This window comes from Cupriavidus sp. 2TAF22, from assembly GCF_052115045.1.
GTDB lineage: Bacteria > Pseudomonadota > Gammaproteobacteria > Burkholderiales > Burkholderiaceae > Cupriavidus.
The window spans coordinates 1-12964 of record NZ_JBFRFX010000065.1 but is presented as its reverse complement, the minus strand read 5'-3'; the positions used below and the strand labels follow the sequence as shown (position 1 = coordinate 12964).

The 12964-nt window shown below is 61.9% G+C and carries 11 protein-coding genes and 1 pseudogene; 4 read left to right on the top strand and 8 right to left on the bottom strand.

Annotation, left to right across the window (positions count from 1 at the left end):
• The first annotated feature begins 34 nt into the window (after positions 1–34).
• Positions 35–1489 (top strand): DUF2252 domain-containing protein, encoded by a 1455-nt coding sequence (locus AB4Z48_RS37725; RefSeq protein ID WP_441623562.1) that lies wholly within the window; start codon positions 35–37, stop codon positions 1487–1489.
• A 286-nt stretch (positions 1490–1775) separates the two neighbouring features.
• Here AB4Z48_RS37725 and AB4Z48_RS37720 read toward each other — a convergent pair whose 3' ends face one another.
• The 4 genes from AB4Z48_RS37720 to AB4Z48_RS37705 all read right to left on the bottom strand — a co-directional run bounded on the left by AB4Z48_RS37720 (position 1776) and on the right by AB4Z48_RS37705 (position 6320).
• Positions 1776–2342 (bottom strand): YSC84-related protein, encoded by a 567-nt coding sequence (locus AB4Z48_RS37720; protein ID WP_441623560.1) that lies wholly within the window; start codon positions 2340–2342, stop codon positions 1776–1778.
• A gap of 1125 nt (positions 2343–3467) precedes the next feature.
• Positions 3468–5498 carry an RNA polymerase sigma factor RpoD gene (rpoD, locus tag AB4Z48_RS37715; RefSeq protein WP_441623558.1) on the bottom strand — a complete coding sequence of 677 codons (2031 nt, stop codon included), beginning with the start codon at positions 5496–5498 and terminating at the stop codon, positions 3468–3470.
• Positions 5499–5875: 377 nt separating this feature from the next.
• The gene (locus tag AB4Z48_RS37710) at positions 5876–6070 is read right to left on the bottom strand and encodes a hypothetical protein (protein WP_441623556.1); all 195 of its coding nucleotides are present in this window, start codon (positions 6068–6070) and stop codon (positions 5876–5878) included.
• A 1-nt stretch (position 6071) separates the two neighbouring features.
• Complete coding sequence (locus tag AB4Z48_RS37705) at positions 6072–6320, bottom strand: hypothetical protein (RefSeq protein WP_441623554.1); 249 nt, start codon at positions 6318–6320, stop codon at positions 6072–6074.
• Between the two features lie 893 nt (positions 6321–7213).
• Here AB4Z48_RS37705 and AB4Z48_RS37700 point away from each other — a divergent pair.
• Positions 7214–7300, top strand: a pseudogene (locus tag AB4Z48_RS37700) (BBE domain-containing protein); the annotation flags it as partial.
• 221 nt (positions 7301–7521) lie between these two features.
• The gene (locus AB4Z48_RS37695; RefSeq protein ID WP_441623552.1) at positions 7522–7875 is read left to right on the top strand and encodes a hypothetical protein; all 354 of its coding nucleotides are present in this window, start codon (positions 7522–7524) and stop codon (positions 7873–7875) included.
• A gap of 445 nt (positions 7876–8320) precedes the next feature.
• Here the strand turns inward: AB4Z48_RS37695 and AB4Z48_RS37690 are convergent, their stop codons facing one another.
• From AB4Z48_RS37690 to AB4Z48_RS37675, 4 genes are all read right to left on the bottom strand, one after another.
• The gene (locus tag AB4Z48_RS37690; RefSeq protein WP_441623550.1) at positions 8321–8809 is read right to left on the bottom strand and encodes a hypothetical protein; all 489 of its coding nucleotides are present in this window, start codon (positions 8807–8809) and stop codon (positions 8321–8323) included.
• 2 nt (positions 8810–8811) lie between these two features.
• Positions 8812–9912 (bottom strand): NAD-dependent epimerase/dehydratase family protein, encoded by a 1101-nt coding sequence (locus tag AB4Z48_RS37685; RefSeq protein WP_441623548.1) that lies wholly within the window; start codon positions 9910–9912, stop codon positions 8812–8814.
• Between the two features lie 61 nt (positions 9913–9973).
• Positions 9974–10456, bottom strand: coding sequence for a DUF2269 family protein (locus AB4Z48_RS37680; protein ID WP_441623546.1), 483 nt, complete (start codon positions 10454–10456; stop codon positions 9974–9976).
• 150 nt (positions 10457–10606) lie between these two features.
• Positions 10607–11137, bottom strand: coding sequence for a GbsR/MarR family transcriptional regulator (locus tag AB4Z48_RS37675; RefSeq protein ID WP_441623544.1), 531 nt, complete (start codon positions 11135–11137; stop codon positions 10607–10609).
• A gap of 743 nt (positions 11138–11880) precedes the next feature.
• Here AB4Z48_RS37675 and AB4Z48_RS37670 point away from each other — a divergent pair.
• A complete protein-coding gene (locus AB4Z48_RS37670; protein WP_441623542.1) occupies positions 11881–12903 on the top strand; it encodes a class I fructose-bisphosphate aldolase in 1023 nt (340 codons plus the stop codon).
• The last annotated feature ends 61 nt before the right edge of the window (positions 12904–12964 follow it).

Here is a 12964-nt window from a genome sequence, read left to right as displayed (position 1 = left end):
GATCACGCGCCGTTCGAGTTCAAGTGAGCATGCCATGCCAAAGACTGCCGAGTTGCAACGAGATGGATCGTCGGCAGTGCACGCGGAGCCGCATGCCGCCCAAGTGCACAAGGATCTCTCTGAGCTGTTTGGTGGCCGCGGCACACGGGCATCGCGCATCGACGCGGGAAGGGCCGCACGTCGGCTTGCGCCGCGGGCCCAGCTTGCAACATGTACGCTGGCGGACCGCGATCCGATTGCGCTGCTCGAGGCTTCCAATGCAGGCAGGCTGCGAAACCTCATACCGATCCGCTATGGCCGCATGGTGGCCAGTCCATTCGCCTTCTATCGCGGGGCCGCGCCGCTGATGGCCTTCGACCTGGCCAGGTTGCCCAATTCGGGAATCATCGTGCAGCTAGGCGGTGACGCCCACCTGGCAAACTTCGGCTTGTTCGCCAGTCCCGAGCGCAGGATACTGTTCGGGCCGAATGATTTCGATGAAACGTTGCCCGGACCATTCGACTGGGATGTGCGCAGGCTGGCCGCATCCTTCGTCATCGCCGGACGCGAACGCGGCCTTGGCACGCGAGAGCAGCGCGCCATTGTGCGCCGGCTGTGTGCGACGTTCCGCGAGTGCATGACCACGTTCAGCGCGATGGACACGCTCGACGTCTGGTACTACCAGTTTGGTGCCGAGAACATGCTGGCCATTGCGGACACAGTCCAGGAGCGGAAAAAAGAGGAGGCAGTGATCAGCAAGGCCAGGCAGCAATCGTCGCGGCTCGTGCTGAGCCACACCGCGGCAGTTGTCAACGGCAAGCTGCGCATCAAGGAGGAGCCACCTCTGGTCTATCACTTTCCCGTAAAGAGCCAGAAGGAAGCGAAGCAGTTCGACGATACTGTCAGGCGCTTCTTTGCCGAGTATCGCCTGACTGTGACGGGTTCGGTACGCGCACTGTTTGATCGCTACGAGTTGGTCGACACGGCGGTGCGCGTCGTCGGCGTGGGCTCGGTTGGCACGCGTTGCTATGAGGCGCTTTTCATGGCGGATGGCCGGAGTCCACTCTTCCTGCAGGTCAAGGAGGCACGTGCATCGGTGCTGGAGAGATACCTGCCAGCGAGCAAGTTCCCCAACCACGGTGAGCGAGTCGTGAACGGGCAGCGCCTGCTGCAGTCGTCCAGCGACATCTTCCTCGGGTGGTCCAGGGTGCGCACAACGGGCAACGACTTCTACGTGCGTCAGTTGCGCGACATGAAGGGCGCTTTCGACTTTAATACCTTCAACGCGAAGGATCTCAGCGAGTATGCAGTGTCTTGCGGGCACGCGCTGGCCCATTCGATGGCTAAGGCCGGCGATCCCGCCACGATCCTTGGGTATGTGGGTAAGTCGGATGCTTTCGACGAAGCCATCCAGCAGTTTGCCATTGCCTACACCGAGCGCAATGAAATGGACTGGTCGGCCCTGAAGGCGGCGGTGAAGTCAGGGAGGGTGCAGGCGCTGCGCGAATGAATACTGGCAGTACCGCGTTCCCTTGTCTTATAGCCGGCTGCCGACCGTTTCGCCCCGCGCCCGACGCCAATCGTTCCTGCCGCCTACTTGGTCGACGCGGGCGGGGCGTCCTACCGAGCCGACCGATTACGCGCCGTTCATTCTTTCGCGAGTGCCGATGTCGCACGCGGCGCCTCGATAGTTTTACCGCTCGGCGCCGCTGCTCGTCTGCGCATCCTATGGTTGGTGGGACTAGTATTGGTATTCGACTTTGACTGGCGGCAATCTTTGCCCTTTATAGTGAGAGTCAATGAGGCTTGTAGCTGAACTTCTGGCCGCCAATGCTCGCCTCGTACATCAAGCCGCCCTTGGTCACTGTAAATGTCGCCATGCCCTTGTGATAGCCACCCGCAGTCTTGGCGTCTTTCTTGCCGGCGCTCGCACGCGCAGAAGTGCCCGTCGTGCTTGTCTGCGCGCCCGCTGCCGCTGTGATCGCAACCGCGGAGGCATCTGCGCCAAACTCAAAGTTACCGCCGGTAAATTCCTTGAGCGCCCGCTCATCTTCGAACACGATCATCTCGCTATAGGCTTCGCCGCCAAGCTGAAAGCCCACGGTCACCTGGGTCATCGAAGTGTCGCCGATATACTTTCCCTTTTCGTACACACGGCCCTTGCCATGGGCCCCTCCTATGCCGACAGCTCCCTTGCCAATCGTGGGAAATACGGCGTAGCCGTAAGCAGATTTTAGGAGCTCGCCACTTTCTCCCGCATTCCTGAACAGCTTGATCGTGTCCGTATACTCGTCCGCCCAGGCAGAGGAAATCGGTAACAGCAACGACAAGACTGTGAGAATCGATATCAGACGTTTAAGCATGATTTGTTCTCCATCATGGTTGAAATTTATCGTGTACAGCACCATCCACGTGGCTACGTCTTTTCAATTTTTCTGCCGCGACCAAGGCAGTTAGCGTCGACTCGTGAGCTTGTTGTAGTTAGATATCAGGATAGGCGAGATAGGGCTCAGGGAAAATCCTCCGATCGAGTAGTAGTGCAGTTCGCCCGGAAGCGGGTACCGCGCGCGCGCCACGCCTCGCTGGTCGCCAGCCTCAGGCTTCGCCGGCCCCACCATCTTCTTTGCAGCAGGACGGCCTGGTACTGCTCGGCGAAGTTGGCAAGGGTGAGCTGCCAATCACGCCGGCGGCTCTTAGCATCGCCGCAACCCAGCTTCGGAATTCCGGACAAGCAACCTTCGTTTCAATGATGTCGGAAGCTTGCTTAAAATGCTGATCCGGTCACGCGCGTCGTGCGCTCAGGTGCGGAGATGGCCGTGACCGTGCCGCGAACGGTCGCGAGCTATTGGTGGAATTCGACAGCACCCGGATTATCGCAGGGGGCCTGGGCCAGATTGCTCTGCGCTGAGGCTAGGAGAAGGGCAGCCTAGGGGACGCCTCGCCCTCACAAGTATGCCCCCACGAGGCGTCGCATCTTATGTGAAGGTCCGAGATCAGAGAATCACTGTAACCCGGCCACAAAAGGGGCCGCCGACATCGAGACGCATTGCCTATAACGGGGCCGGCCTCTACATACCTCATTCGTTGGCCTCCATTTGTCCTCCACGACGGTCGCTTCGCCTTGCTTTCCTAGCTCGACCCGGGACGACGCCCACAGCGCTAGCGACGCAACAAAGTCGTCCAGCTGATGCAGGTCATGGCTTTCGCTAGGTATTGCCATATAGGGGTCATCGTACTTTCCTTGCATTTTCTGGCGGTATGCACAGGAATGGGCTTATCTATCAAGCGTTTGCAAACACTCCGGCGGCACGTGATGCATTGCGCCGGAAAACCTTGCTACAGGCGGCTCTGCGGTCTGCTACCGCCATTTTTTTTTGGAAAGTACGATGACCCCGAGGAGGAGTTGCGCAAAGTTTGCGCCGAACAGGCTGCGTGGTCGTTGCCGGCTTGGCGCAGGGTGTCGAGAAGGGGCGCGCCAGTGCCTTTTCTCAACGCTCCAGAAAGAGCCGTAACTTGTCAGCGCGACTGGGATGCTTGAGCTTGCGCATCGCCTTGGCCTCAATCTGACGGATTCGCTCACGGGTCACGTCAAACTGCTTGCCGACCTCTTCAAGCGTGTGCTCAGAGGTAGTATCGAGTCCGAATCGCATCCGAAGGACCTTGGCCTCGCGCGGCGATAACTCGCCGAGTGCCCCATCGATCTCTGCGCGCAGGCTCGCCTGAATCGCGGCTTCAGCCGGTGAACTCGCAGAGACATCCTCAATCATGTCGCCGAGCGTAGCGTCGGCGTCGTCGCCCACAGGGGTCTCAAGCGAGACAGGCTGCCTCGCGAGCTTGAGGATATCTCGCACTTTCTGCTCGGACATCTCCATGCGTTCGGCGAGGACGGCGGGATGGACTTCCTGGCCAGTCTGTTGCAGGAATTCGCGCGAGATCCGGTTCAGCTTGTTGATCGTCTCGATCATGTGCACCGGCACCCGAATCGTCCGTGCCTGATCGGCAAGCGCGCGCGTGACAGCCTGCCGGACCCACCAAGTGGCATACGTCGAAAACTTCCAGCCGCGCCGGTATTCGAACTTGTCCACCGCCTTCATCAGGCCGATATTGCCTTCCTGGATCAGATCCAGAAACTGCATGCCGCGGTTCATGTATTTCTTGGCAATTGAAATGACGAGACGGAGATTCGCTTCGATCATCTCTCGCTTGGCCTGCCGCATTTTCAACTCGGCAGAACTCATCTGGCGGTTGATCTGCTTGAGCTGCTGGAGCGGCAGCAAGACCCTGGCCTCGATGTCGATGAGCTTCTGTTGGCAGGCCTGAATGGCCGGCAGATGTCGCTCGAGCGCCGCGCCAAACCGCTGCGAAGTCGCAGCCACGTGGCTGGTCCATTCAAGGTCTGTCTCGTGGCCCGGGAACGAATCGACAAACGCCTCGCGTGGCATGCCGCAACGTTCGACGGCGATCTCCAGGATGCTGCGCTCGACCGCACGAACCTCGGTAACCTGTTCATGCACACTGGCACACAGGCGGTCGATCGTTTTGGCCGTAAAGCGGATCGGCGCCAGTTCGCGCTGGATCTCCGAACGTACTTGCGCCACGGCTGCGGAACGGGCTTTTCCAGTAACGGGTGTTTCCGGCATCTGCTCGAACAGGGCACGCACGCGCGCGAATATCGCAAGACTGTCGATCGTCAGTTGTTCAAGACGGACTGCGTTCGCTTTGTCCGGATCCCCGGCATCCGTTTCAACGTCTTCATCGTCCGGGTCGTTGTCGGAGGTGTCCGCCTCCACTGGACCGTCATCGGATTCTGGCGTCATTTCGCCTTCGTCCGCGTGGTCGCTGATGCCGTCGACCAGTTCGTCGATACGCAGTTCGCCAGCGACGATGCGGTCCACATCGGCAAGAATCATTGACACGATCGACGGGCACGCGGCGATCGCCTGAATCATGTCCTGCAGGCCGCCTTCGATGCGTTTTGCGATCTCGATTTCGCCGGCGCGGGTCAGCAATTGATTTGCGCCCATTTCGCGCATGTAGAGCCGGACCGGATCAGTCGTGCGGCCGAATTCGGAATCGACAGTCGACAGCGCCGCTTCCGCTTCCTCAGCCGCCTGATCGTCGGATGCTGCCGCGCCAGGCGCGGCGTCGCTTAACAGGAGCGTCTCCGCGTCCGGCGCCTGCTCATACACGGCCACCCCCATGTCGCTGAACGTGCTGACGATCGTCTCCATCGCAGCGGTTTGCGTAAAGTTGTCAGGCAGGTGATCGTTGATGTCCGCGTGGGTGAGATAACCGCGCTCACGGCCAAGCGCGATCAGCGCTCGCATCTGGCGTTGACGCTCCTCATCCCGGTGCGTAGACACGATGTCCAGCGGTATTGCGACGGCCTGGGTCTTTCCTGCCGACCTGCGGCGGCTGGTCTTGGAGGTGATCTCGATCAAGCGGGATGCTGAGTCGGCGCGAACCGGATTTGCCAATCTATTCTCCTGGCCGGGTAGGCCGACGATCGTCGCGGACATGACGGCTGGGTCACGCCTGCGGGGTGCGAACGAAATCGTGGAATGACGCACGGACTGTCGAGGCCGGAATGCCTCCCGCAGGAATCCGGTGTGCGCAAAATGGGGGACCATGAATGATACTGGACCTCGTTGTGCGGCGCAACAGGCAATGGCCTTCAGTCTCGCCGTTACCAGTCATTGGTGACGCCACGCGGCAGATGATGGGCCGGCTCAGGCTCACGGTGGCGGCACGCGCGGCCAGCTACGCGCCGCGGTACACGCCGTAAAACGGGCGATGCCGTCTCTGGCCGTGGCCCGGGACGGCTGCTCTCAGAGGGGATGGATCGAGTTTCAGCGGCCTGATAGATCCGTCTGACGCAGTCACCTAATGTTGGGACTCAGAAGGACGAGCCGTCGGCATCAACGTCGTCAAGCACCTCGCGCACGGCATTTTCGATGACATCGAAGTAGCGCTCCGGTACGCGTGTCGCATATCGCTTGCGCTTTTTGTTCGCGATCGTGCCGCCGGCGTCCATGCAGATGATGATCAGCGTGGTCAGGTCGTTGCCCATCAAGTCCACCTGTTCGTTCACGCTACGCAATCTGGTCGTAGCGAGCGATGAACTCGGTTTCGTGCCGCAGTTCTACCTCCAGCGCCAGTTCCGCCATCTTGAAGCCAAAAGCGACGCACGGCGTGGCATCCCAGTACCGAAACATCGCGTCGTCGCTTTTGAAAGAGAAGCGGTAGTCTCCTTCGCCAATCCACTGCACGCCAACGAGATCCCGCGCCGGACGGGAATAGGACTGCAAGGCGGCCAGGTACTCGGCCTCGTGCCGCTTCATGGCTACGGAAACGGGAATTCGTAGCCAACAGCCATGACTTTTTGCACTCGCGTAGGAAAAGTTATAGAAGTGAAGTGTACGCGTGGATTTTGTGAATCGGTGTCGATGCCAAGGTAAAGACCACAAAGATATCTATTAGGCACTTGTAGCCGCTTAAATCTTGTCACGCGTCCTCGGGCGTTGCTGTGACAAGTCCGGCGTCGCATCGCCGCCCGGGAGTGATTCCCGCGCGCCTGAGGCTATGCGTAGGTTTGCGTAGCTTCAGGGAAGCGGTGCGTGCCCTGGGCAGGGCCGAGATAGACGAACCGCAGGTGGCCTTGAGTCGCGCCGCCTTGTTGGACGCGGCAGCAATCTTCGAGTCCCTGGCTTGATGACTGCTTATGGCCGGCAAGTGCCTGATCGACCCCGAGATCCGCCACGCCAGTGTCAGTCGGCAAGAGTTGCCCTTCGGCCTGGGGCAGCCTCTACGACTGCGTCTAATCTCAAGCGGTCATTCGAAGGGGAAAGTGGACCGCAGGCTCATGGGCGCCATGCACCGAAATCGCCACAGCCCAACGCGCGCTCCGCGTGAACTGCGTACCCCCGTCATGGACAACGCTGCGAACTTCGCAGGGGCGCACAAATCCGCATAAGGAGGTCGAGGCGTCGCTTGCGCGATTCATCGAAGGCTTTGACCAGCCCGACATCGTCCGGGCGTGCGCGTTACTGGGGCGTTAGTCCTGGTTGAGCCGCTCCGGGTCCGCCGCTTCAGAGACTGGTGCATATAACGGCGCGCCTAACACTTTCCAAACGCCGAGGTTGATACAACTCCTGCATACCAACCGGACAGGAGGCAACCATGGAAGGTGCTCAGAGTGAAACCGTCGCCACCGCGCTCAAGCCACATTTTCGATCGCGACAACTATGCGCAACTGGCGGAGATCAAGCGCAAGTACGACCCGGCAAACCTGTTCCGCGTGAATCAGAACATCAGGCCCGCCGGACGCAACACGCTTACGACATGGGGCGCGGGTAGCCGTTGCGCCCTGGTCCAGAAGTCCGGCGCGACGCCGCTGCCACGATGGGGTGGCAGCCCGTCCGCACCTGGCAATGGCTTGCACGGCAGAGGCGATCCCGTGCGGGCAGTGCCGTTCCGTAGCTGATCGCCTGCACGAGGAGGGCCGTCGCGGCAACGCCGCCGACCCCCCTGTTGGAGATAGCAATGCATAAGACTCTTGCCAAGACCCTGCTTGCCGCTGCCGCACTTGCCGCCGGGCTCAGCCAGACCGCCCACGCCGGTGCATATGCTGATGCGCTGATCGTTGCCGCGCCGGGACATACCGGCCAGCGCGACGCTTTTACCGATGGCGCGCACCGCCTGACCACCGAGGCCACCATGTTGCCCGTGGTCGCACAGCAGGGCCGGTCCGTGTGCGCGGTCCGTGGCTTTGATCCGTACCAGGACGGCATGCGCAAGCCTGATCCTTACACCGATGGCGGCCGCATCAGCTCGCGCGATGGCTTCACCGACGGTGCGCGCAGCGATGCACTCGCCAGCGGGGAGTGCCTGTCCTGAGCAGGGCACGGCAACGGGGCGATTTGTCCGGGCCGCTTCGTTGTTTAGGCGCGGGAACATGCGCCTGCCTCCGGCTCGTGGCAGATCAGCCAGTCGGCCCACTGCGGCCGTGGAACAACTCGCCCCTACGGCTCCCGGTGGAAAGGGCGAGTTGTCGTCGGGGCACTACGCAGGCGCACTTGGCCGTCAAGTTTCGCTGGCTGTCAGGCGCGTGCTGCGCCGCCTCGACCGCCCGCAACCGCCAACGATGCGATATGCATCGCTGGCCAATTGAGAGTCCGTCAGCTTGTCGGGGGCCGAAGTTCGAACGACCGAGGAATCGCGGGGGCAACGGCGTTTCATGGCCGGTCTCGGGCGGCTGACCACCGCCAGGCCGTGGCTATCTCTTGTTCACGCTGAAATGTCTGCCGCTTGTCGGTCCATTCGGACGTACGCCCGCTCGTGATCAGTCATTTGCCGCGGATAAGTCAATTGTTGCTTCATGGGCTATCCGGCGCAGATAGTCCGCCATCGCCGCAAACCGCCGTTGGGATTCACGCTCGAAGACCCATGCCGCCAGCGGGTCAAAGATGCGCAGGGATGGCCGCAATTTGATGCTGAACGTATAGATCAACTCTGACTGGCCTGCCGCAATATCCCGGTGGCGCATCGACGCCGCCCAGAACTCAATCAGCCCCGAGGGACGGACACTTGCCGCGGCGGCAATTTCCGGTGGGCGGTAGCTCACAAACTGCGTACGCATCGCGAGGCTACGCATCCAGCCGCGTCCAGTGTTGGCGGTAATCGCTCCGACATAAGGATATGTACCACCTCCCTCAACATGGGCCGATGAGAGCAGGGTATCCCAGAGAAGGCGCTTTTCGTGGTTGTGGAATACCTCGAAGGCGTCGACGGCTGAGCCGGGCATGGTCAGGATTAGGCGTCGTCTGGCCATCGTCATTGCTCCTCGACAGATGTGCTGATACCCCACTGCCGGAACAGCGGCTCGAATTCCGCCAGGTCGAGCAACCCCATGCAAGCGCGGGCGCCAAGAAAGGGCGGCGGCCCAGCAAGCATCTTGCGCGTGACCAGCAATGCCGACATGCAGGGCACCTCGGGCCCGTTCTTGTGTGGTGCGGTCAGGTGCCATATCGACTGCCCCGGTGTCCCATCCGGACGCACGCCGCTTACACTGACCCGCATGCCCCCGTTCTCGCTGCCGAACCGGTCCAGCAGCATCGTTGACATGCGGTCGAGCAGTCGCGCGCCGCGCGCAAGGGGAACGGCCAGACCGTGCCGGCGTAGCGCGCCTGCAAGCCAGAGCACCGCATGCTGGATCCGCAGTTCGAGTGCTGCATGAAACTCTACGGTCCGCACGGATGGGTAGCGCTGTGGAAATAGCGCGAGGTCAGGGACATCGCAAGCGGCGGCCAGGCGCGTACCCAGGCCGGGGAACATCATGGTGCGCAGATCCTGCCAGCCATATGCCTCCCGCCATGAACCGTCTTCCCACCTCGGGATAGGTGCGCCGGCATAGCTAAATACAGCCTTGAGCGTGGCTACGCCCCTGGGCGCCTGCTGGCCCGGTGCAATCGCCACGCTGATGCAATCCATCCGGGAGAAGCCTGCGGAAAGCTTGTCCACGACGGCGCTGGATAGCGCGGGAACGCTGCTTGCCCCGCTGACGGCGCAGATTCCGGCGCTGCGTGCTCGGATGTCCAGATGCTTTGCGAAGCCGGCTACGAAATCGCGGCCATCGGAAAGGTCTACGTAGTGTGCACCGAGCGCGCATGCGGCCTCAGCGACGCGGTAGTCTTGACCCTGGAATGGCCCGGCGCAATGGACGACCAACTCTGGTCGCAGCTTAGCAAAGTCCGTCCGGAAATTGGGCGAGAGGATATCTAGCGTGGCGGTGCGCACCCCCAGCGTGCATGGCGGCGTGCCCCTTGAACTCTCGCTGCGTCCCGTGGCGATGATCTCATGCTGGGCGTCCGCCGCGAGGCTCCGGCAGATTCGCGCCCCAAAATTGCCTGTGCCGCCAACTACCACGATCCTCATTTCTGCTCCCCTGTCTGCTTGATCCTTACCGCAAGCGCCGGGATGATCTTGGCGGTGCTGTTCATAGCCCCGCCAATGTGGGCTTGGTCACCATCAGGAAGTACACTGCAATCATCGAGCCGAAGGCCGGATATCCAAGCCATTCCCACAGCCGCGCGCAACGCCAGTAGCGCGGCGGCAATGTAGTCTGGCCGGCGGCCTGGGCTCGGGCAGCCATGTCGGCCATATGAAGCTGAAGCTTTACGACCGGCAGCCAGCAGACACCTGCGAGCAAGAACAGCACCACTGATCCGATCAGCCACGGTGTCTCCCACCCCCATCCAGCCGCCTGCGCAAGCCAGAGCCCGGACAACGGTTGAAAGACTGCGGCCGGCGCAGTGAACCAGAAATCGGCACGCACCACAAGCCGGGAAACCGCGGCAATTACCGGGACAGATCGCGTCCGGTTCGCGAAGAAGAAATAGAACGCGGTTCCGAATCCAGTGCCAGTCAGCACAACGGAAGAAATGATATGAAGAGCCTTGACGGCCAGATAGGCGTTCATGGCGCCGCTGCTTTCTTGTCAATGAGGCCGAGGATCCGAACTGACTGCTGTCAAGGGCATGCCGTCATCCGGTCTTTTTCATTCTGAAATTTCCACGTAGACAGAAATCACGGGCCAGCGAGCATTTCGCCCGTGCACCGTCCCTGCAGACTACTGTTTGAGGCGCCTCACCGTTCGGCTCACCTTCGCTCCAAGACCCAATGTCTTCATCAGCGTATCGGGCTTCATGCGCAGCATCTCGTCGGACCAAGTGGTGACCGTTTCAAGGAACGTCAGGGTGTTGCGGATGCGCTTTTGCACTTCCGGGTCTTCTTCGCTGAGTTCCGGGCTTGCAAGGCTATCCCGCAGCGTGGCCAGCGTTGGGTCGAGCTCGCGCTGGCGGCGGCCTTCCACGATCAGGCGGAAGAGTTCCCAGATATCGGTGGACGTTTCAAAGTGGTCGCGGCGGTCGCCCATGATGTGGACAACGCGCGCCAGCTTCCAAGACTGAAGTTCCTTCAGGCTGTTGCTGACGTTCGAGCGCGCAACGCCGAGCGTCTCGGCAATGTTATCTGCAGTGACCGGGCGACCAAGCAAGTAGAGCAAGGCGTGGATTTGCGCGACAGTCCGGTTCACGCCCCAACGGGTGCCCATTTCCCCCCAGTGCAGGATGAAGCGTTCGGAGACGGGTGTGAGTTCCATGGCTTGAAGCCTAGGTTCTTCAGTTATTTCTGTCAAGACAGAAATAACTGAAGAACGGTAGCTTAATCGCGAGTCTTGGCTGGCCCGCAAGGTGGCATGCAATTGCGGCTAGCGGCACAAATGGCCGATGACGCGAGGAGAGTGAATGGCATGTGAACGTCCGCCGCCCCTTTGCGCCGTACGGCCCCCGCCATCGACGGCCGCAGTCTGACGTAAAGCCGCCGTCCGGATGCATTCCATGTCTGGGCCAGGCCTGCGACCAAGATAAGCCCTTATGCTCTGCAGAGCATAAGGGCTTATCTTGGTCAGGGGCCGTGAGCAGGCGGTGGCAGACCTGCGCACCGAACTGGCGGCCGTGCAGGCGAGGGCGCAAGCCGCCGCCGTGGCCGGTGCCGAAGTGCGGGCACGCTTGCAGGCCGAGCGCGACGCGCTCGGCGAGCAACTGGCGCAGGCACAGCAGGCGCTCGGACAAGGGCAGGCGGCACAAGGAGCGCTGCAGGCCGAACTGGACGCGGCGCTGCGGCGCGCCGAGCGTGCCCAAGCCGAAGCCACCGCGTCGCGCCGCCTGGCGCCGGGCGCCGGTGGCGCGCACCAAGTTCAAGCCGGGGCCGGCCTGAAGAGAATAGGGGGGCGAGGATTTGTCGGGCGGCCACCAAAGCACCGGCCACGGGCCCCGGGCTCGCTTGCACAATTGCATTTGCGAGCTAATGCTTGTTCTCATGTCACCTGCGCGGAGCAACATCATGGACACACGAAGCGAACTGCAAGCCACTGTGGACGCTCTGGTTCAAGCGGGCAAAGGCCTGCTGGCCGCCGACGAAAGCGGGCCGACGATCGCCAARCGGTTCGAGCGCATCGGTGTGGAATCAAGCGAGGAAAATCGCCGGTCGTGGCGCAACCTGCTCCTGTCGACACCAGGTCTTGGTGAATTCATCAGCGGCGTGATCCTGCACGAGGAAACGCTGGGCCAGCGCGCCGACGATGGCACGCCGCTGCCAGAACTGGCCGCGCGCCATGGCATCGTGCCCGGCATCAAGGTGGATAAGGGCAAGCTCGCGCTCGCCCACGCTCCCGGCGACGAGATCACCGAGGGCCTCGACGGACTGGCCAAGCGCCTTGCCGGTTATCGCCAGCAGGGCGCGCGCTTTGCCAAGTGGCGCGCGGTGTACAACGTRTCCGACAARCTGCCTGGCTGGCGCGCCATCCAGGCCAATGCGGAGGCGCTGGCRTGCTATGCMGCGATCTGCCAGGAGACGGGCGTGGTGCCCATCGTCGAACCCGAGGTGYTGATGGATGGCGCGCACTCCATGGCGCGTTGCGCCGARGTCACCGAGGCCGTGCTGCACGAAGTCTTTCACGCCTTGCACCGGCATGCGGTGGTGCTCGAACACATGCTGCTGAAGCCCAGCATGGTRCTCCCCGGCAAGGAGACCAGGCACGCCGCGCCGGCTGAGGTTGCCGTGGAGACTGTGCRGGTGCTCAAGCGCACAGTGCCGGCGGCGGTGCCGGGCRTCTTCTTCCTGTCCGGCGGCCAAACGCCCACTGAGGCCACCGCCAATCTCGATGCCATGAACCGGCTTGCCCCGCTGCCCTGGCGGCTGGCCTTCTCCTACGGGCGCGCCTTGCAGGAGCCGCCCCTGCTGGMCTGGCACGGCGAGGCCGCTAACGCGGCACGAGCGCAACGGACGCTACTGCAGCGCTCACGGATGAATGGCATGGCTTGCCTGGGGCAATACGAAGCTGCGCTAGAGACCGCTGTGGGCTGAGTTCTCGGCAGGCGCAAGATGGAAAGCACCCGCGGCTATGTTGAAGAGTTGCAGGGCAGGG